Raw genomic sequence first — 21,950 nt, 5'->3', positions numbered from 1 at the left:
AAAAAATCTCTCAATTAATATAGAAAGCCGAACAACCAGAGAGGTATTTGATTGCCCCGGCCTATTTCCGCCTTGTGCAATGCGTATGTCACTCCCGGATTATTTTTAATTCTCATACCTTCCTGACAAATCTTGAAAGGCATCACTTCGTCTACCATAAACGAAATGTTTTTGTCTCCTTTATTCACTTTGTGGTCTTTCCACATTGTGTTTGCAAAGAAAGTTTCCAGTACGTCTTGTTCGTCCACCTTTACGGGGTAGATGGAGTACATCAGGTTGGAGTTGTGCATCATTATCTTCGACGGTTTCTTGGGGAATTCTTCTCCCTTGGGATATACCATGTTGATAAGTCGTGCATCTGCCAGATACTTGATGTAGTTCATAACCGTAGCCCTGGATGTCTGTATGTCGTTGGCAAGCTGGCTCACATTCGGGGCTTTCGGTCCGTCTACGGCCAGGAAGTATAGCAATTTTTTTATCTTGGACAGATATTTCAGCTCTATTTGCTTGATCAGCAGAATATCCACTTCCACCATCATATTCATTGTCTTCAGCAGATTTTCCGAGAAGTTACGTTTTTCAAGGAAAAAAGGATAGAAGCCATGATGCATATAGTCCTGAAAATGATCTAACGGGCGTACTTTTGACAGGATGCCCTTGGCTATTTGTTCGTGATTGCTCAGGATTTCTTCCAGTGAGTAGGAACGGAATTTCATGCCGGTTTGCAGGTTCAGATACTCGCGGAAAGAGAAACCACGCAGGTTGTAGCTCTTTACGATGTCGCGCAATTCCAGATTCTCTTCTTTCAGGCGCATTACGGACGAACCGGTAAAGACAATTTTCAGGTTAGGAAAACGGTCGTAGCACAAACGCAATTCCTTGCTCCAGTCGGGATGTTTGAAAACTTGGTCTATCAACAGCACTTTTCCGCCGCGACGTTGGAATTCGTAGGCAAAGTCCACGATGCTGTGGCCGGAGAAGTAGAAATTGTTCATGTTGATAAAAAGGCAAGAGCGGTCGGTTCCGAACTTTTCTTTGGCATATTGCAACAGGAATGTAGTCTTACCCACACCCCGGGTACCTTTGATACCGATAAGACGGTCGTTCCAGTCAATCTCATCCATGAGGTCGCGGCGAACGGGGGCATTTGTATGCTCTACCAGATAAGCGTGTGTTCGGTAAAATGCTTCCATGCTTTAAATTCGGTTTATCGGGCGACAAATATACAGCTTTTTTGTAGATTTGCAAAGTAGAGATAGCAAAATATCTTGTTTGTAGTTAAGTTTTATATATTTTGCATGCTGTTCTTTTTCTCTGTAAGTTTGCAGTTCTTAATCATGATGAACTATAATCAATGAAACTATATCTTTTTAATCCCGACTCCGATTTGGCGCTTGCCAATAACGAAACGAACTACATAGCTCCGGTTTCCGCGCGTCGTATGGCTCAGGATTTGGCGCTATTGCCGGTATGGTATGCAGAGCCGTATAATGCAGTGTTGGCTCCTTCCGCCTATAATGCAGACTTCCTGAAGCAGATGCGGGAGTTGTTTCCGCTGCAAGTGCAACTGGCTACCGAGCCTGAATTACCTGATTATGCGGAGGCAGAGGTGCTGCCTTGGGGCTGGAACCCTTCTATCCGCAAATATCTGCTGAGGGGTGGCGTCAGTGAAGATAGGTTGCCTGCTGCACAGCTTCTTGGGGAGTATCGCTTGCTTTCTTCCCGCCTTCAGGCCGTGGCGGTGACGCAACATATAACAAGCCGTTATCCGGAATATACCTGCGGTGAACATCATCTTATAGAGAATATGGAGGATTGCGAACGGGTTGTAAACACCATGCACACATGTTTGCTCAAAGTGCCTTGGTCGGGCAGCGGAAAGGGGCTGAACTGGTGTCTGTACGGGCTTACGAAGCCCATATCCAACTGGTGTGGACGAGTTTTGAAGGAGCAGGGTTGTCTTACGGCAGAGCCTATATATAATAAGGTGAAAGATTTTGCCGTCGAATTTTACTCTGACGGGCAGGGAAGGGTGACTTTTGCGGGCTATTCCCTGTTTTCTACCAATGAGCGAGGGGCTTATATCGGTAATCTGCTTGCATCGGACAGCCGGATAGAAGAAATTATAACACAGAACTTTCCGGTTGATGAACTGATGCTGATACGTGAGACTCTCCGTACGGAGTTGACAGCGATCTACGGCAGCACCTATGTTGGTTATTTGGGCGTTGATATGATGATTTGCAGACAGGAGGGCGGACGTGAATATGTTGTTCACCCTTGTGTAGAGATAAATATGCGTATGAATATGGGGGTGGTGGCCCGGTTGTTTTACGATAACTATGTGGCTCCCGGACGTATGGGATATTTTAATATAGAGTATTTTCCCGACAATGAAACCTTGCGTGTGCAACACGAACGGGACATGAAGGATTATCCATTGGTAATAGAAGGAGGCAGACTTGTTTCCGGCTATCTGCCATTGGTTCCGGTTACAGCCAAGAGTTGTTACCGGGCATATGCCCGGATATGATTCTTCCTGTCATCTCCTTTCTTGGGGAGTGGTTGCAGCCGGACTTTCGTTGCCGCAACGGTCTATGGCGGTGACGGCAAAGTATTTCCGGGTGGTCCAGGGACGGATAGGAGCATATATGCATTCTGTCCCCTGTATGCGCTGGACCAATATATTGTTAGGATCGGTTGTGTCTACCGGGTAGCTATTGGAGCCGTAGAGGACATACATCGGAGCATTTTGCTTGTCGTTGTCGGTGGAGGGCTGCCAACTGATTTTCCAATATCCTTCGGACAGTTTCTCAACCTTGAGCCGAGTGGGAACGCTGGGCGGCACATTGTCTATCCATGGCATGGCGGGTTGCAAGGCGGGAGCAGTGTAGTAATGCTCTTCAAGGATATCATAAAGCCCTTGCGTGTTGTCCATGAGGTACTTCGCGCGATAGTGCCCTTCGCCTGCCAAGCCATGTGTACGGGTGAAGTTTATCTGTCGTTCCACTTCATCCACTGTCCAGTTGCCTTCGCTGGGATCGAGGAAATAGATGCCCAGCCCGGGAATAATCTGCCGACCGTTGTTTTGTTCCTGCCAGTCGAGGGCGAAAGGATAGAAACCGTTGCCACGAAAATACATCATGGGGTAGATCTGGTCTTGTATGCCTTCGCCCAGCCAGCCTTGTACGTCCTGATAGACAGTGTGGAATGCATTCCAGCCGCGGGACGGGTAACGGGATGTGTCGCGGTACTTGCCTACGGGGCAGGTACTGACTTTGACCCAGGGTTTCAGCGCCTTGACTCCTTTGTAAAGGTAGCGGACAATCTCTGTGATATTGTCTCGCCTCCATTGGGCAAGATCCCGTCCGTTGCCGTATTTCCTGTAAGTGTAACTGTCGGAGAAGCGCAGGGCATGTTCGGGATAACGCAGATAGTCGAAGTGCACACCGTCTACGTCGTAGCGTTCCACCACTTCGCGGACAAGACTCATCAGGTATTCTTTGGTTTGGGGGTGTCCGGGGTTGAGGAAGTATTCACGTTTATAGGGCACGCAGATTGCCGGTTTGCGTTTGGTGACCGACTCTTTGCCGAGGGCGGCAACGTGTTTGCGGTTGCCCAAGGGGATGGTGACCATCCAGGCATGACATTCCATTCCCCGTTTGTGGCACTCTGCTATGGCAAAGGCAAGCGGGTCGTAACCGGGATTGCCGCCGACTTTTCCTGTTAGGATGGAATTATAGGGTTCGATTGCTGATTGGTATAATACGTCGCCACGAGTACGGGTTTGGAAAAGTACCGTATTGAAGTTGGCTGCTTTCAGTTTGTCCAGTATTTCCACAAGTTCGGCTTGTTGCTTACGGATGCTTTCGGGAGTGGTGGCACGAGTACGCGGCCAGTCCAATCCGTAAACGGCGGTGATCCATGCGGCACGCACTTCATGCTTGGGAGGATGCTGTGCGGCAAGTGGCAGGAGGCAGAAGGCATATAATAGTAGTATAAAGCATAATTTCTTCATAATAGTATCCTGTTTTGGGGTGAAATAAATTCCCATTAACTTCTTTATTTCTGTTATATTTTACGGCGAAGATAAGTAAATCACCTGATAAGTTTGCATAGTTTGGTTGGAAACTGTTACATTTGCATACATAAAATACATTAACACTGAGCATCCACATTAAATTTAGCATGCCATGATTACATTTACGCTTTGCCTGTTGGCGTTGATTGCAGGCTATTTCATTTACGGACGTTTCATAGAACGCGTATTTGGTCCGGACGACCGCAAGACACCAGCTCTCACAAAAGCCGACGGGGTGGACTATATTCCGCTGCCTACGTGGAAAATCTTTATGATACAATTTCTGAACATTGCAGGCTTGGGACCGATCTTCGGCGCGATTATGGGAGCCAAGTTCGGTACGGCATCTTATCTGTGGATTGTTTTGGGAAGTATTTTCGCCGGTGCGGTGCATGATTATTTTGCGGGAATGCTTTCGCTGCGCCACGATGGCGAGAGTTTGCCGGAGATTATAGGCCGCTATTTGGGGCTGACCACCAAGCAGGTCATGCGCGGATTCACCGTTATCCTGATGATATTGGTAGGTGCTGTGTTTGTGGCAGGACCTGCCGGGCTGCTTGCCAGTCTGACACCGGAAACGCTGGACACCACTTTTTGGATTGTAGTAGTCTTTATCTATTATGTACTTGCCACGCTGTTGCCGGTAGATAAGATTATCGGCAAGATATACCCGCTGTTTGCTATCGCACTGCTGTTTATGGCGGTAGGAATTCTGGTGATGCTTTACGTGAAGCATCCGGTACTGCCGGAAGTATGGGACGGCCTGCAGAATACCAATCCCAACGCCTCCGCATTGCCTATCTTTCCTATCATGTTTGTCAGCATTGCGTGTGGGGCAATCAGTGGCTTCCACGCCACACAAAGCCCGCTAATGGCGCGTTGCATGACGAGTGAACGCCATGGTCGTCCCGTATTCTATGGGGCTATGATTACCGAAGGCATCGTAGCGCTTATCTGGGCTGCTGCGGCTACCTGTTTTTTCCACGAGAACGGAATGGAAGAGACCAATGCCGCTGTCATAGTGGATGCCATTACGAAAAACTGGCTGGGAGCCGTCGGTGGCGTGCTGGCTGTGCTGGGAGTGATTGCTGCTCCCATTACGAGTGGCGATACGGCTTTCCGTTCGGCGCGGCTTATCGTTGCGGACTTTCTGGGTATGGAACAAAAGTCCATTCGCAGTCGTTTATATATATGTGTGCCGATGTTTTTGGCTGCTATCGGATTGTTGCTGTACAGCCTGCGCGACAAAGACGGTTTTGACATGATATGGCGTTATTTCGCATGGGCCAATCAGACGTTGTCCGTTTTCACCTTGTGGGCGATAACCGTGTATCTGGTGCGTGCAAAGAAACAATATTTCCTCACATTGATACCGGCTTTCTTCATGACCTGCGTCTGTACAACTTATATCTGCATAGCACCGGAAGGGTTCGGCATGTCACATCCGGTGGCCTACGGCATGGGAATGGCAAGTGTTGTGATTGCGTTGGCGTGGTTCATTGTATGGAAAAACAAACAGACTAAAACCCTTTAATTGATGAAGAAATTCAAGAAATCTACGGGGCTGACCGTAGCCCTGCTTATTTATGTTTCTGCTACTGCGGCATATTTCCTGCCGCGCAATACGGAAATCAGCAATACGGAGAAATATATAACCGTAATTGCTTCGTATGTCATTGTACTTGTGTTGTGGCTGGTGCTTCGTAAAAAAGAAGAGTTACAGCGGAAACGTCGTGAAGAGGATAGGACAGAACAAAAATAATTATTCACTCAAAAATAGAAATAAGATGAAAAGATTAGCATTACTCGTGTGCCTGCTTATTGGTACTATGGCTGCCCACGCGCAATTTGAAAAAGGGAAATGGTTCGTGAATCCTTCCGTTACGGGGCTCAACTTCTCCTATAATACAGAAACGGACAAAGCCCATTTCGGCCTTGAAGCCAAAGGCGGTGCGTTTTTGGTGGATAATGTAGCTCTGCTGATAGATGCCGGTGCGAAATGGCAAGGCGGGGGAACGGATGTCTATACGTTGGGTGTGGGCGGACGTTACTACATCAGTAAGGTAGGCGTTTTCTTGGGAGCCGGCGTAGACCTGAACCGTTACGATTGGGACGGTGGAGATAAAACCCGTTTCGGCTTCGGCATGGAGGCCGGTTATGCATTTTTCCTGTCACGCACAGTGACCATTGAACCTGCCGTTTATTGGGATATAGACAAAGACCGTTCGGAGTTCGGGCTGAAAGTGGGATTCGGTTTCTACTTCTAAGGGAAGAGGAAAGAACGCTTGTATGATAGTTGATTTCGTCTCGTGAGAGGATTTATTTCTTCTTACGAGACGAATTTTTTTGTCCCATGGGATGAAAAAAATCGTCCCACGAGATGAATTTATTTATCTCACGAGACGATTTTGACGGGATTGCACTGTTGTTTTATTGTAGTTTCTCCTTTAGGAACTGTCCGGTATAGCTTGCTGCACATGCCGCTACCTCTTCCGGCGTGCCGGTTGCTACGATATATCCGCCTTTGTCTCCGCCCTCAGGGCCGAGGTCGATAACATGGTCGGCACATTTCACCACGTCCATGTTGTGCTCGATAATGACGATGGAGTGTCCCCGGCGTATCAAAGCATCGAAGGCTTCCAGCAATTTGCGGATGTCGTGAAAGTGCAGTCCGGTGGTCGGTTCGTCAAAGATGAAAAGTGTAGGGTCTGCTTTCTCCATGCTAAGATAGTAGGCTAATTTTACGCGCTGGTTCTCGCCTCCGGACAGGGTGGACGACGACTGGCCGAGCTTGATGTATCCCAATCCGACATCTTGCAGAGGTTGCAGTCGTTTCACTATTTTCTTTTGCCCATATTGGGTGAAGAACTCAATGGCTTGGTTAACGGTCATTTCCAGCACATCATAGATGTTGACATCGTGGAACTTCACTTCCAAGGTATCGGTCTTGAAACGTTTGCCATGACAGGATTCGCACTCCAGTACGAGGTCGGCCATGAACTGCATTTCTACGGTGATAGTGCCTTCTCCCTTACATTCCTCGCAACGGCCGCCTTCACTGTTGAAGCTGAAGTGCCCGGCGGTGTAGCCCATTTGCTTGGCAAGGGGTTGTTCCGACCATAACTTACGAATCTCATCGTAAGCCTTGATATAGGTTACGGGATTGGAACGCGAAGATTTGCCGATAGGGTTTTGGTCTACGAACTCAACATTGCGCAGGTTCTGCAAATCTCCGCCGATGGTGGCAAACTCTCCGGGACGTTCGCTGCATTCGTCCAACTCGCGTTTGAGGGCGCGGAAGAAGATGTCGCGTACCAGCGTACTCTTGCCCGAACCCGACACGCCGGTGACTACCGTCATTACATTAAGCGGGATACGTACGTCCACGCCTTTCAGGTTGTTCTCGCGTGCGCCTGTGATTTCAATATACTGGTTCCAGGGACGGCGGCTTTCGGGTACGGGAATGGTTTCCTCACCCAAAAGATAACGCACTGTGTAGCTGTTGCTGTTCTTTTGCAGGTCTTTCATGTCCCCTTGATACACAACTTCTCCTCCCAGGCGTCCGGCTTTGGGACCGATGTCGATGATATAGTCGGCAGCCCGGATAATTTCTTCATCGTGTTCCACTACCACTACCGTATTGCCCAGTTGTTGCAGTTGGCGCAGGACATGTATCAGCTTGTCTGTGTCGCGGCTGTGAAGTCCGATGCTCGGCTCGTCCAATATGTAGAGACTGCCCACAAGGCTGCTTCCGAGCGAAGTTGCCAGATTGATGCGCTGGCTCTCGCCGCCGGAAAGCGAATTGCTGAGACGGTTCAGCGTGAGATATCCCAAACCTACATCCAGCAGGAAGCGGATGCGGTTGTTGATTTCTATGAGGATGCGGCGTGCCACGTCGGTGTCGTGCTTGTCCAGTTTCAGGTTATCGAAAAAGGTTTTTAGTTCGGTGATGGGCAGGTCCACCAATTCGGAGATGCTGCGTCCGCCTACCCGGACATAGCCGGCTTCGGGTTTCAGCCTTGTGCCATGACATTTGGGGCAAAGCGTTTTGCCGCGATAGCGTGCCAGCATTACGCGATATTGTATCTTGTATTGATTCTCCTGCACCATCTTGAAGAAGGCGTTGATGCCCTCGAAGTAACGGGTCCCTTCCCACAGCATCCGGCGCTGTTCGTCCGTCAGTTGGTAGTAAGGGGTGAAAATGGGGAAGCCGGCTTTTTCCGCACCGCGTATCACCATGTCTTTCCACTCGCCCATCTTCTCGCCTCGCCAGCACACCACCGCACCTTCGTAGACGGAGAGGGAACGGTTGGGGATGACCAGATGCTCGTCAATGCCGACGACACGTCCGAAACCCTCACACTCCGGACAGGCTCCGATAGGGGAGTTGAAGGAGAACATCTGGTCGTTGGGCTCTTCAAACGTTATGCCGTCCGCCTCGAATTTGGTGCTGAAACGGTACAGGCTGGTGCTGCCGTCCGGCTGGTAGAAGCGTAGCAGGCAGGCCCCGTCGCCTTCGTACATGGCGGTTTCGGCGGAATCGGTAAGGCGGCTGACGGCATCTTTTTCACTGGAAGCAGTCATGCGGTCTACCAAAAGAAACAGGGTGTCGCCGTCTTTGGGCTGGTATTCGTCAATGCGCACCATTTCTCCGTTTACTTCCAGCCGGTTGAATCCCTGTTTCATATCTATCTCCAGTTGCTGCTGCAAGGTGCGTCCCTCGCGGAGCAATATCGGAGCGAGTACGGTGTAGCGTGTTCCTTCGGGCTGCTGGAGCATGCAGTTCACAATGTCTTCGGTGGAGTGCTTCTTTACCTCCTGACCGCTGACCGGGCTGAATGTCCGTCCCACCCGGGCATAGAGCAAACGCAGGTATTCGTAAATTTCGGTGGAGGTTCCCACTGTGGAGCGCGGGTTGCGGCTGCTTACCTTCTGTTCGATGGCAATAGCAGGGGGGATGCCTTTGATGAAATCACATTCGGGCTTGCTCATGCGTCCCAAAAACTGACGGGCGTAACTGCTGAGGCTCTCCACGTACCGGCGTTGCCCTTCGGCATAAAGCGTATCGAATGCAAGTGAGGATTTTCCGGAGCCGGATAGTCCGGTGATGACGACCAGCCTGTTGCGGGGTATCTCTACGTCAATGTTCTTCAGGTTATTGACACGGGCTCCTTTTATGATGATAGATGTATTTTTTGTCATAGACTATTGAAAATGAATTGGGGTACAAAGATAATCATTATCTTTGCCATGCAATATTTAAAAAGAACAAAATGAAATTTAGAAATCTCCTCTTGCTATTATTGCTGTGCGTTCAGGTACTGACCATACAGGCACAGCAAACACCTGCTGCCAATCATCCCAAACGTGAATTCCGCGCCGCATGGATACAGGCTGTGAACGGACAGTTTCGTGGCATGCCCACTGATAAGCTGAAGCAGACTTTGATAAACCAGTTGAACAGCTTGCAAGGCGCAGGCATCAATGCCATTATTTTTCAGGTGCGTCCTGAGGCGGATGCATTGTATGCTTCGCAATATGAGCCATGGAGCCGCTTCCTGACGGGCGTGCAGGGGAAGGTGCCGGAGCCTTACTGGGATCCGATGCAGTTCATGATTGAGGAATGTCACAAGCGCGGCATGGAGTTTCATGCTTGGATTAACCCTTACCGCGTAAAGACTTCGTTGAAAAATGAACTTTCGCCTATCCATATTTATAACTCGCATCCGGAGTGGTTTGTGACGTACGGCGATCAGTTGTATTTTGACCCGGCATTGCCCGAAAGCCGCAGCCATATCTGTAAGGTGGTCACCGATATTGTTTCGCGTTATGATGTGGATGCCATTCACATGGATGATTACTTCTATCCTTACCCCATTAAAGGGAAGGACTTTCCGGATGATGCGAGCTTTGCACGCTATGGCGGCGGTTTCAGCAATAAGGCGGACTGGCGCCGCAGCAATGTGAATATCCTCATTCAGAAGATACACGAGACGGTTCGCGGGCTGAAGCCTTGGGTGAAGTTCGGAGTAAGTCCTTTCGGCATCTATCGCAATCAGAAAAGCGACCCGCTGGGCAGCGATACGAATGGCTTGCAGAATTATGATGATTTGTATGCCGATGTGCTTTTGTGGGCACGCAAGGGCTGGGTGGACTATAACATTCCGCAGATATACTGGCAGATAGGACATCCGGCTGCCGACTATGAAACATTGGTGAAATGGTGGGCAAGGCATACGGAGAACCGTCCGTTATTCATAGGCCAGTCTGTGGTGAATACGGTGCAGAACTCTGACCCGAAGAACCCTTCCATCAACCAGCTTCCCCGTAAGATGGCTCTGCAACGGGCCTACCAGACGATTGGCGGCAGTTGCCAATGGCCTGCCAGTGCCGTAGTGGAGAACGTAGGAAAATACCGGGACGCGCTGGTGGCCGAGTATCATAAATATCCGGCTCTGCCTCCCGTATTCGACTTTATGGACAATGACGCGCCGGACAAAGTGCGCAAAGTGAAGCCGGTATGGACTGCCGACGGCTACATCCTTTTCTGGACAGCACCGAAGTTTAAGGATGAGATGAACCGTCCTGTACAGTATGTTGTCTATCGCTTCGGCTCAAAAGAGAAGGTGGACATTGACGATCCTTCACACATTGTGGCTATCACACGCAACACTTTCTATAAGTTGCCTTATGAGGACGGCAAGACGAAATACCGCTATGTCGTTACGGCGCTCGACCGCTTGCATAACGAATCCAAGTCGGTGGCAAAGAAAGTGAAGTTGTAGGAGCTGCGGCAGCTTTATGCAAAATATGCCCGGAAGATATATACGTTTCTTCCGGGCATATTTTATTTGCCTCCGGGGATGATCTGTCTGCCTCCCTTACGGCTTGGCCTTGGAGCGGCACTAATAGAGTAGCAGCCCGGCTATTCCACACGCTATAATCATTAATATGGGGTTGGCCTTGTACTTTCTTGTTCCGATGAAAGCTATAAGGAAGATGATGCTACTGATTATGAAAGAGTACATGTCTTCATCGGGCGAACTGAAGTTCTCCGCATTCATCAAGACCAGTGCCGCCGATGCCAACAATCCCACTACGGCAGGGCGAAGTCCGCTGAATACGGCTTCCACCGCCGGATGCTTTTGGTATTTCAGAAAGAATTTGCTGATAGTGAGCATCAGGATGAACGAGGGAAGCACTACGGCGAAAGTAGCAATGCACGATCCCAACACTCCCATGCTTGTGCCATAATGCGCCGCTATCGTGGTGTACCCTACATAAGTTGCGGAATTGATACCGATGGGACCGGGTGTCATCTGGCTGATGGCTACGATATCTGTGAATTCCTGTGATGTCAACCAGCCGTACCGGGTCACTACTTCACCCTGTATCATGGACAGCATGGCGTATCCGCCGCCAAAACCGAAAAGGCCGATTTTAAAGAATGTATAGAATAGTTGAAGAAAAAGCATAATGCAATGATTAAGTGGTTAGGGGTTAGTTATCAGTTATCAGTTATCGGTTATCAGTTATCAGTTATCAGCGTGCTACCGTCCTCTCTAACTTTTAACTTTCGGAGAACGTAGCTTTCCGAACAGGTATCCGCCTATGCCGGCAGCTATGATAATCCAAATAGGGGAGAAGCCCAATAACCAAATGAGCAGTGCCGAGACAACCGGAATCCAAATTGTGTGGCGGTTGATTTTGGCGGACTTCGCCATGCTGAAGGTCGGGGCGGCTATCAGTGCCACAACGGCCGGGCGAATCCCCTTGAAGATGCGTTCTACGTAGATATTGTCTTTGAAATTATGGAAAAATAAAGCTATGGCAAGGATGATGAGGAAAGACGGAAGTACCGTTCCCAAAGCTGTGATGATGCTTCCTCGTATTCCTCTCAGGCGATAGCCGATGAAGATGGATATGTTGACCGCGAGGATACCCGGCGCCGACTGGGATATGGCAAGCAGGTCTATAAAATCTTCTTTGGCTATCCATCCGCGCTTCGTAACGATTTCGTTTTCGATTAAGGGAACCATGGCGTAACCGCCGCCGATGGTGAATGCTCCGATTTTAAAGAAAATGGTAAATGCTTCAATATATATGTTCGTCATATCATATAGGTAATGCTATCATTCGGTCTGTTGTTTCGTTTCGCCAATATTGCCGTCTTCTTTTGCATATTGGCTCGGACTTACATTGAAATGTTTCTTAAAGACTTCGCGGAAGTACTTGGCATCGCTGAATCCGGTCATTTCTGCAATTTCAGTGATTGTGTGCTTCTGTTCTTTCAGCAGCTTCATGGCGTGTTTCAGGCGGATCAGGCGGACATAATCTCCCGGAGCCTGGTCGGTCAGCGCCTTTAGCTTGTTGTAGAAGCTGGTACGGCTCATGTTGAGCAAGGTGCAAAGCAGGTCAATGTTGAAGGTCGGATTGTCCATGTTTTCTTCCACATTCTTTTTGATGCTGGCTATGAATTTCCAGTCCAGATCCGTAGCGCAGTTGAGACATTCCGTATTGTGGGTGTCATCATTCAACTCCAGATCGGCATATCTGTGGCGCAACAAAGCGCGGTTGGCTAACAGATTGGCAATGGTGGCACGCAGAATTCCGATGTTAAACGGTTTCACGATGTACTCGTCTGCTCCGGTTTGCAGCCCGTCGATGATGTTTTTATCCGTATTGAGGGCGGTTAGCAGGATAATGGGAATGTGGGAAGTGGCAATATCGTTTTTTACGACCTGACATAGCTCGTCGCCCCGCATTTCGGGCATCATAATATCCGATATAATCAGGTCGGGGAAATATTCTTTTATAATATAGAGCGCCGACTTACCGTTGGAACATACCTGCACATGGTAGTTCTCTGCCAGAGTGCGGCGCAGATATTCTCTTAACTCGTCGTTGTCCTCTACCACCAATATCTTTGAACGGTTATCGGCGTCCTGAGTTTTCAGCTGGGCATCTTCGTAACCCTCTACGGAAGTAACTGCCGTTGCAACGGGAAGATCCGGCGTACTCTCCTTTGCAGGGGTTATTGGCTCCAGGTCATTTAACTTTTTCCGTTCCTGCTCTTTTTCCGTTAGGGGAATAGGGCGGTGCATGGCTTTGCGGTAGCGCTTCTCGCCTTTGGGGAAAGAGACTTTGATGCAGGAGCCCTTGCCTTCCGTACTGGTAAAACTGAGCTTCCCTTTGTGTATGTGCACGAGTTTCCATACCAACAACAGGCCTATTCCGCTGCCGGTTACTTTGGAATTGATGGCATTGCTGCCGCGGAAGTGCATCTTGAACAGCTTCTTTTGTTCATTTAGTGGAATACCGATGCCCGTATCGCTGACTTCTACGTTCCAGGTGTCTTCTGTCTCGTATACATAGACATGCACTTTTCCGCCTTCGGGCGTATACTTCAATGCATTGGATATGATGTTTTTCAGGATGGAATCCATCTTATCCTTATCCAGCCAGACGTTCAGATAGCGGAAGTTGCTTTCATAAGTCAGGTTGATATGTTTTACGGATGCATACGCGCGGAAGGCGTTGACGATGTCGGTCATGTAAGTCTCCAGCTCGTATTCGGATACGTAGAAATTGTTTGAATAAGTGTCTGCACGTTCAAAATTGATTAGATTGGTTGTGAGACGTAGCAAAGCATTCACATTACGAAGCGCCGTACTGAGATTGTCAACCCCGTCTTTGGTCAGCGTTTCGCGTTCGGAGAGTTCCTCCAGCGGAGCTTTGATAAGCGTTAACGGAGTGCGGATGTCATGTGCCGTATTGACAAAGAAACGAATCTTTTCATCGGATATTTTTCTTTGCTTGCGTAACACGATAATGCGCAATGTTGTGCTTGCGATAGCAATCAGGATGAATGTGTACAGTAGCAGAGCCCATATACTTAGCCAGACAGGCTGCTCGATAATGATGTCCATGCTGCGCTCTTCCAGCACAATACGCTGATCTTCGTTGGATATGGCACGAACGCGTAATGTGTAGTGGCCGGGACTCAAATTAGTGAAACGGATGATATTCTCTTCTCCCGGACGGCTCCAGCCGTCATAGAATCCTTCCAGCTTCCACGAATATAGTATGAGGGAAGGGTAATCGTAGTTGATAGAAGACACCTGAAGAGAGAATATATTTTGATTGTACTTCAACTGTAAACTGCTGGTCTCGTCGATGTCCATAATAAGGGGAGAGCCCTCATCCTTCGGATATACCGTCTGATAAAACACACGCAGATCGCTGAATATCATGCGTGATTTATATTCGCGCGGTAATACCATTTTTTTAGGGAATTCTATGGCGCCGTCGGTGCTGCCGAATATGGCATTCCCATTCTTGCGGAGCGTTCCTGAGTTGGCATTGAAATGGTCGGATTGCAGCCCTTGTTCTTTTGTCCAATTGTGGAATATCTTTGTTTGAGGATAGAAACTGCTCAAGCCATACTCGGTGCTCAGCAATATGTCATTCTTTCCATCGGAAAGAATCATGTAGATATTATTGGAGATGAGTGCGCAGTTATCTTTATGATAATGTTGGAAATCTTTCTTGACGGGGTCATAGATAAGCAGGCCGGAGTTGTTCGTTCCGATATACAGCAACCCGTTTGGGGCTTGGTATAATGAGTATATATAGGAGGACTCTACCGGCATCGGAATGTATTGATACTTGTCGGTTGCTTTTTCCAATAAGTATAGCCCGTTGGCTGTACCTATCCACATATAGTCCTTATTCCTCTCTTTTATCTCCGTTATGGCATCCAGTCCGGGTATGGAGGTGACCTTTTTATTTTTAAAGTCTATCTTTTTAAGGTTATAATACCCGCCGGACCAGATATGACTTTCGCTGTCTTTAGTAATGGAACGGATGTACTTATCCGGACGAATCTCTTTTCCGCCGAATGATGCGGGAGTAAAAAAATCGACAGAATATTGTTTCTTGTTTATCTGATAAATACCGGAACTGTATCCGCCTGCCCAGATGATGCCGGGACTGATTTCACATAAAGAAATAAATGTATGGCTTTGATTCTTGTGGTCAGTATTGAATACACTAAGGAATGAGTGCCACTGCTTGGTGCGATGCTCATATAGGCTGATTCCGTTGTTGGTTGCAAACCATAAGTCGCCTTCCCCGTCTTCTATGATCGCATTTACCTGATCGTTGATGAGGGACTGTTTATTGCCTATCGAATGTTTTATCCATTTATAATCGTTATACCGGTTGTTACGCACAGTAATGCCTATGGGGTAGTTTGCCATCCAAATGCGCTGCTCCTCGTCGATGTATATGTCGTAGATGGTGTTGCCGTTCATGGCGTTGTATCGGTTGAAGTCAGCGACGATATAGGGTTCGGTAGAGTAAGTCTCCACATTCATTTTGTGGATACCGGCACCGTCTGTGGCTATAAGTATTTCTTTGTCTCCGAAAGCAATGATACGGTTTATGCTGATGTCCGCCAAACCGGATTTTACGAGGGATGCTTTGTGGAGCTTGAGGTCATATACATACATGCCTCTTTGAAAAGTTCCGATAAAGACTTTGCGGCTTCCCTTGTGATAGAAAAGTTCGTTTACTTGTAATTTCAGGGTGTCCAGCTTGTTGCAGGGACTGAGCATAAGTTTCTTGTCTTTCAGTTCGGCATAATGTATGCCGACATCTGTGCCGATGAAATAATGGTTGGCATCAATCTGTTCAATATCCGTTATGCTCTCATTGATTTCATTTTTAATGGTAGTGCATCTTTCTGTTTCGCTGTCGTACAGGTAGATGTTCTTTTGGTTGCAAAGCCATACTATGTAGTTATCGTCTATGAACCCGTAGCTCACAGGAGTATGCAAATCTTTTGTCTCGCTTTTGGGGAGTTTGTATACCAGTTGGAAACGGTCATGTTTGCTTTCGTAGCAGAAAACACGTCCTTGTTTGCCGATTTCCCATAATCTTCCTTTGGCATCCGTATATAGCCAGCTGAGGCTCATCATGGAGTTTACTTCTTCCTCTCCGTCCATGAGTTTGTAATGCTTGAACTCTTTCCCGTTGTAACGGTCGATACCATCGTGCGTGAGGAACCACATGTAGCCCTTAGGTCCCTTTTGAATTGCGTACACCCGTCTGTTGCTCAAACCATCTTCCACGCCGATATACTTATATGTTTGGGCTGCGGCCAAAAGAGGGAATAGCAGGAGAATAAAGAAAAAGAAATGCTTTTTCATATTAGCCAGTTTTGGAGTTTGATAAACGTTTGGGGGGACTTAATATTAACACAAAAGTAATAAAATTGTTTTGCATATCAAGCAATAATATTCTTTGTGATTCGCACCTACACTCTTTTTATAGAGTATGGCAAAGATAGCAATTCTTTTCTATCCATTAGCCTTTTTTATATAAATTCTTTTTCCTTTCAGTGCTAACCTCAAGTGTTATGGTAAAGGCTTATCGTAACATACGGATAAAAAAGGAAAATAGAATGGCCGGAGAAAGGGAGGCGGAGGGGAAGAAATGGAATGCGCCAAAGTTATTGCCGGTGCATAAACTTTGGCGCATTACCATATTTTACATTATATACTTACGCTTTATCGCTTGTTTGTCTTTTCCTCTACCCACTTGCGTGCGTTGACAAACGCTTCTATCCATGGCGTAACCTCATCGTTGTGGATGCGATTTTCAGGATAGTAGCCGTTTTGCCAAGGGAAAATGGAACGTTCCAAGTGAGGCATGATTGCCAGATGACGTCCGTCGGCGCTGGCCAGTGCTGCAACGGAATAGTCTGAACCGTTCGGATTGCCCGGATACTCATCGTATGTATATTTGGCAACTACGTTGTACCGGTCTTCATCGTAAGGCAAGGAGAACTTACCTTCTCCATGTGCTACCCAGATACCGAGCTTGCTGCCGCTCAGAGAGCCGAACATAACGCTGCGGTTGGTAGGAATGGTCAGGCCGATAAAAGTTGATTCGAATTTGTGGGAGTCGTTATGCAGCATCTTTCCTTTCTTCTCGTGGTCGGGAGTGATAAGGCCTAATTCCATCATGAGCTGGCAACCGTTGCATACACCGAGAGACAGTGTATCTTCGCGTGCATAGAACTTGTCGAGTGCTTCTTTGGCTTTCGGGTTGAAGAGGAAAGCGCCGGCCCAGCCCTTGGCGGAACCCAGCACGTCGGAATTGGAGAAACCACCGCAATAAACCACCATGTTCACATCTTCCAATGTTTCGCGTCCGCTGATAAGGTCGGTCATGGTGACGTCTTTCACGTCGAAGCCGGCAAGGTAAAGTGAATATGCCATTTCGCGTTCACCGTTAGTTCCTTTTTCGCGTATGATGGCTGCACGAATACCGGTCGGAGTACGACGGTTCGGGTCAAGGTTGTATTGTGACAGTTTACCTTTGAACTCAGGGCGGAATACCAAATCCAATGGTTGCATCTTGTAGTTCTCAAAACGTTTCTTGGCACATCCGTTCATGGATTGCTTGCGGTCGAGCAGGTAAGAGGACGAATACCAGACATCGCGCATATAATCTACGCCGAACTGGTAAGTGGCATCGTCTTTGCTTACGAGGATATGGCGTTCGTCGGTCGGTGTACCTATCTTGATGTAACCTACGCCGGCGTCTTCCAAAATCTTCTTGACTTCTTCCTTGTGCTTATTGCTGATTTGGATAACGATACCCGGATTTTCAGCGAATAATATCTTGATGAGGTCTTGTTCCTTCATCTTGTCGAGGTTGATTTCCATACCGCCCTCTACGTTGGCGAAGCACATTTCGAGCAGCGTAGTGATGAGACCGCCGGCTGAAATGTCATGTCCGGCAAGGATCAGTCCTTTGTTGATCAACTCCTGTACGGCGAGGAAAGCATCGCGGAAGTATTCGGCGTCTTGTACGCAAGGCACTTCATCGCCTACTTTACCCAGCGATTGTGCAAAGGCGGAACCGCCCAGTTTCAGCTTGTCGAAGCTGAAGTCTATGTGGTAAAGGGTGGTCTTTGCATCGTTCACAAGTACGGGAGATACCACTTTCTTCACGTCGGAAACTTCACCGCCGGCAGATACGATGACCGTACCCGGAGCAATGACTTTGCTTCCGTCGGGATATTTCTGGGTCATAGACAGAGAGTCCTTACCGGTGGGAACATTGATTTGCAGTGCGCAGCAGAAGTCGCTCAATGCTTTGACTGCCTTATAGAGACGTGCGTCTTCACCTTCCTGCGAGCGGCAAGGCCACATCCAGTTGGCGGACAGAGATACACTGTCCAAGCCTTCTGCAAGCGGAGCCCATACCAAGTTGGTCAGTGCTTCGCTGACGGAGAGGATAGAACCGGCTGCCGGGTCGGCAAGTGCCGCCTGAGGGGCATGTCCCAAAGAAGTTGCAATACCTTTTTCGCCGCGATAGTCCAATGCAACGACGCCACAATCGCTCAACGGTAACTGGAGTTCACCCTGACATTGCTGGCGGGCGATCTTGCCTGTTACGGAACGGTCTACCTTGTTTGTCAACCAGTCTTTGCAGGCTACGGCTTCCAGTTGGAGCACATTGGTGAGATATTCATGCAGTTGCGACAGTTCGTATTTCGGCATTTCATAATGGCGTTCTACGGTCTTGTCCACCATGTAAGTTTTAGGAGAAGAACCGAACATCTGTTCTACGGCAAGATCGAACGGACGTACACCGTCGGCTTGCTGGAAAGCGAAGCGGTGGTCGCCGGTAGTTTCACCGACTACGTACATCGGAGCCCGTTCGCGTTCGGCCACCTTGCGTACGTGCTCGATAGCTTCTTCCTGAATCAGTAGGCCCATACGCTCCTGGCTTTCATTGGCTATGATTTCTTTGGCAGATAATGTCTTGTCACCAATAGGCAGTTTGCTCATGTCAATCAGCCCGCCACATTCTTCTACCAGCTCGGACAGGCAGTTTACGTGTCCGGCAGAACCATGGTCATGGATGGAGACCACCGGATTGGTGTCTTCTTCACAAAGTGCGCGTACTACGTTGTAGGCGCGTTTTTGCATCTCCGCATTGGCGCGTTGTACGGCATTCAGCTCGATGCCGCTGCTGTAACGCCCCGTATCTACGGATGATACGGAACCGCCGCCCAAACCGATGCGGTAGTTGTCGCCACCGATAACGACAACTTTGTTGCCGGCTTCGGGAGCGCCTTTCAGGCAGTCGCGTTGTGTGCCATATCCTACACCGCCGGCAAGCATGATAACCTTGTCGTAACCGTATACCTCATCTTTCTCTTTGTGCTCAAAGGTAAGTACGGAACCGCAAATCAGCGGTTGACCGAATTTGTTACCGAAATCGCTGGCGCCGTTGGAGGCTTTAATCAGGATTTGTTCGGGAGTCTGATACAGCCATTGGCGTACCGGAAGAATCTCTTCCCAGGGACGGTCCTCGTCCGTACGGGGATAGGAGGTCATATATACGGCAGTTCCGGCAATAGGCCATGAACCTTTACCGCCACCCATACGGTCGCGGATTTCGCCGCCCGTACCGGTAGAAGCTCCGTTGAAAGGTTCTACGGTAGTAGGGAAGTTATGGGTTTCGGCTTTCAGGGAGATAACGCTCTTGATGTCTTTTATCTGGAAGAAGTCGGGTTTGGAGTGGTCTGCCGGTGCAAACTGCTCGATAACCGGACCTTCGGCAAAGGCTACGTTGTCTTTGTAGGCCGATATAATCTTGTTCGGATTCTCTTGGGTGGTTTTCTTAATCATTTGGAAGAGGGAAGATTCCTGTTCCACTCCGTCGATGATAAATGTACCGCCGAAGATTTTGTGGCGGCAGTGCTCGGAATTGATTTGTGCAAAGCCGAATACTTCGGAGTCGGTCAACGGACGTCCCAAGTCCTTTTCTACTTTCTTGAGGTAATCCATTTCCTCTTTGGAGAGTGCCAGGCCTTCTTTCTCATTGTATGCCTCCAGGTCCTCGATGTGGATAATCGGTTCCGGCTGGCGGTTGGTGGTGAATACGTCTTGGTCGAGGCCTTTATACATACGTTGCAGCATCGGGTCGCGGTCTGCGTTTTCATCTTTTACGGGGAAATATTCTTCGATACGGGTGATACCGCTCAAACCCATATTCTGGGTGATTTCCACAGCATTGGTACTCCAAGGGGTAATCATTTCGCGGCGCGGACCTACGAAATGTCCTTTCAGGTTGTTTTCACTTTCGGGGGTGGCTTCTCCAAAAAGCCAGCAGAGTTTGTCGCTGTCTGCCTGAGTAAGTTCGTGGTCACATTCTACGGCAATCACGCTCTTGGATGGTGTTCTGAAAAAAAGGATCATACTTTTATTTAAGAGTTTACGATTTGCAAATTACGGTTGAAGCCGCTAAATGATAGGGCTTTTATTTTAGGGGCAAAGATAAGTAAAATCGTTGGGTAGGAGAAAGAAATGTACATAAAAAACTTCAGCCGGACATGAAAGGACATGTCCGGCTGAAGTTGTATCTTAAATTCCGAAAGGAAATAGGTGGCTTGGGATGTTATTTTAATGAAATAACAGGACCTATGGGCTTTTGACCGTACCAGTTACTGTTGTTCTGTCCGCCGCTTGTTACCCATTTTTTGAAACCTTTATATACGTTGAGAATGTCATTCCTTTCTGCCGGGTGAGCAATTTCTTCCGGAACGGCTATGCCCCAAACTAAGTTCTCCGCAGAACAGAACTCTGTATCGGGTGACTGTTTGCCTAAACCGGTGGGAGTGAATCCCTTGAAGTGGATTTCATTCAGGTTGTCTTGGTTCTGGATGAAGAAGTCGAAATAACGGGGAAGTTCTTTTGCCAGTAGTTCATATTGCAAGGAGATATCATAATTCCCGAAGCCGAAGTTGTCTTTTGTAACCTCGCAGGTGACTACGGGCATGTCCTTGTCTATCGGCTTTTCAGGATCTGTGTTGTAATATCCGCCGCTACGCAGGCTTTCTGTACCGTTTATTACGAAGATTACGTCATCATTTGCTCCGCGACCTTTTTTCAGGAGTTCCATACTAATGCCTTCTCTGGTTGTGTGGAATTCTATCTTGGCTCCCTCGATGTTCTTCATGGCGAATCCTTTCAGGCGGATTGCCGGACGATAGGGTGTTGTGCCGCCAATGGCCCGTATCTGGAAGCTCATCTTGAATCCGTCGTTAAATAAAATATCTGCATTCCTTATTTGAGAGTAGAAAACTTCTGCATTGTATCCGATGACAAAATCATTGAAGTCGTAATCTCCTTTTGACGGATAGAGGTCTTCGAACATCAATGTCCCTCTGCTTGTTTTGCTTGGGTAGTGATAGCGTATGTCCCACAGGAGTTTGTCTATCTCTTTGTCAGCCGGTAAGATGACAGATTTATTGTTGCCTCGTGTGGCAGCTTCGTTTGTCTTGATTTCCAGTACGTCCTGTCCGTCTGTCGTGGGATATTGCACGAAGATGCTGGTTACATATGCTGGAATGTTTACAGGAATTTCTGTTGCCTCGTTGGCTTTTAAAGCAAAGTTCTCAATCAACAGGCTCTCGTCGGTACAGTTCTTGTCTGTGTAGACAGATATCACTGTATTTACTTTTGAAGTTATAGAATAAGTCAGGCTTTGGGTGGTTTTCCAGTCAAAGTCCGCCGGGGCTACAAGATCCTTGGTGTTTTCTATCTTTTCAGGATCGTACACATCGGTTTCGCAGGCATTGAATAGTGTTATAATACTTGCTGCAAATAAGAGTTTTAGATATCTTTTCATATTGCAAAGTTGTTGTTTTGTTGGCATTCGCTGCAAAGATACGAATATAATATTAATAATGTATTTGAAAAGTTGTATTATTTGTCCTGTTTATTTTCTTTTTAACAATTTATGTGGTTGTATGCCGTATATGGGGAGTTATAATATACAAGTT

Annotated in this window: 13 protein-coding genes; 5 read left to right on the top strand and 8 right to left on the bottom strand. The window is 48.0% G+C overall.

Translation table 11 applies throughout. From position 1 onward, the window contains the following. Positions 1-14 precede the first annotated feature (14 nt). The gene (locus NQ546_RS15270; RefSeq protein ID WP_004292462.1) at positions 15-1,193 is read right to left on the bottom strand and encodes an ATP-binding protein; all 1,179 of its coding nucleotides are present in this window, start codon (positions 1,191-1,193) and stop codon (positions 15-17) included. 161 nt (positions 1,194-1,354) lie between these two features. Between NQ546_RS15270 and NQ546_RS15265 the strand changes: the two genes are divergently transcribed. Next, on the top strand, positions 1,355-2,533 hold the full coding sequence (locus NQ546_RS15265; RefSeq protein ID WP_004290148.1) for a hypothetical protein: 1,179 nt from the start codon (positions 1,355-1,357) through the stop codon (positions 2,531-2,533). A 9-nt stretch (positions 2,534-2,542) separates the two neighbouring features. On the opposite strand, the gene NQ546_RS15260 is transcribed toward NQ546_RS15265, so the two are convergent. Next, the gene (locus NQ546_RS15260; protein ID WP_081446770.1) at positions 2,543-4,018 is read right to left on the bottom strand and encodes a glycoside hydrolase family 10 protein; all 1,476 of its coding nucleotides are present in this window, start codon (positions 4,016-4,018) and stop codon (positions 2,543-2,545) included. Between the two features lie 175 nt (positions 4,019-4,193). Here NQ546_RS15260 and NQ546_RS15255 point away from each other — a divergent pair, with 175 nt between their 5' ends. Genes NQ546_RS15255 through NQ546_RS15245 form a run of 3 tightly spaced genes read left to right on the top strand, consistent with a single transcriptional unit; the run spans position 4,194 to position 6,348 of the window. After that, complete coding sequence (locus NQ546_RS15255) at positions 4,194-5,615, top strand: carbon starvation CstA family protein (RefSeq protein WP_004290150.1); 1,422 nt, start codon at positions 4,194-4,196, stop codon at positions 5,613-5,615. A gap of 3 nt (positions 5,616-5,618) precedes the next feature. After that, a complete protein-coding gene (locus NQ546_RS15250) occupies positions 5,619-5,843 on the top strand; it encodes a hypothetical protein (protein ID WP_004290151.1) in 225 nt (74 codons plus the stop codon). A 25-nt stretch (positions 5,844-5,868) separates the two neighbouring features. Next, complete coding sequence (locus NQ546_RS15245) at positions 5,869-6,348, top strand: porin family protein (protein ID WP_004290152.1); 480 nt, start codon at positions 5,869-5,871, stop codon at positions 6,346-6,348. A gap of 163 nt (positions 6,349-6,511) precedes the next feature. Here NQ546_RS15245 and uvrA read toward each other — a convergent pair whose 3' ends face one another. Continuing rightward, on the bottom strand, positions 6,512-9,283 hold the full coding sequence (gene uvrA, locus NQ546_RS15240; protein ID WP_004290153.1) for an excinuclease ABC subunit UvrA: 2,772 nt from the start codon (positions 9,281-9,283) through the stop codon (positions 6,512-6,514). 71 nt (positions 9,284-9,354) lie between these two features. On the opposite strand from uvrA, the gene NQ546_RS15235 reads away from it, so the two are divergent. Then, entirely contained in the window at positions 9,355-10,866 is a 1,512-nt protein-coding gene (locus tag NQ546_RS15235; protein ID WP_004290154.1) for a glycoside hydrolase family 10 protein, read from the top strand. A gap of 120 nt (positions 10,867-10,986) precedes the next feature. On the opposite strand, the gene NQ546_RS15230 is transcribed toward NQ546_RS15235, so the two are convergent. From NQ546_RS15230 to NQ546_RS15210, 5 genes are all read right to left on the bottom strand, one after another. After that, positions 10,987-11,556, bottom strand: a complete 570-nt coding sequence (locus NQ546_RS15230) for a chromate transporter (protein WP_004290155.1) — start codon at positions 11,554-11,556, stop codon at positions 10,987-10,989. 87 nt (positions 11,557-11,643) lie between these two features. Next, entirely contained in the window at positions 11,644-12,195 is a 552-nt protein-coding gene (locus NQ546_RS15225) for a chromate transporter (protein ID WP_004290156.1), read from the bottom strand. A gap of 18 nt (positions 12,196-12,213) precedes the next feature. Further along, complete coding sequence (locus tag NQ546_RS15220; protein ID WP_004290158.1) at positions 12,214-16,293, bottom strand: hybrid sensor histidine kinase/response regulator transcription factor; 4,080 nt, start codon at positions 16,291-16,293, stop codon at positions 12,214-12,216. Between the two features lie 360 nt (positions 16,294-16,653). After that, on the bottom strand, positions 16,654-20,364 hold the full coding sequence (purL, locus tag NQ546_RS15215; protein ID WP_004290160.1) for a phosphoribosylformylglycinamidine synthase: 3,711 nt from the start codon (positions 20,362-20,364) through the stop codon (positions 16,654-16,656). 199 nt (positions 20,365-20,563) lie between these two features. Then, complete coding sequence (locus NQ546_RS15210; RefSeq protein WP_239463472.1) at positions 20,564-21,796, bottom strand: LruC domain-containing protein; 1,233 nt, start codon at positions 21,794-21,796, stop codon at positions 20,564-20,566. Between the last annotated feature and the right edge of the window lie 154 nt (positions 21,797-21,950).

It is taken from the genome of Bacteroides eggerthii (assembly GCF_025146565.1).
Lineage (GTDB): Bacteria > Bacteroidota > Bacteroidia > Bacteroidales > Bacteroidaceae > Bacteroides > Bacteroides eggerthii.
This window is presented reverse-complemented; position numbering and strand designations above follow the sequence as displayed.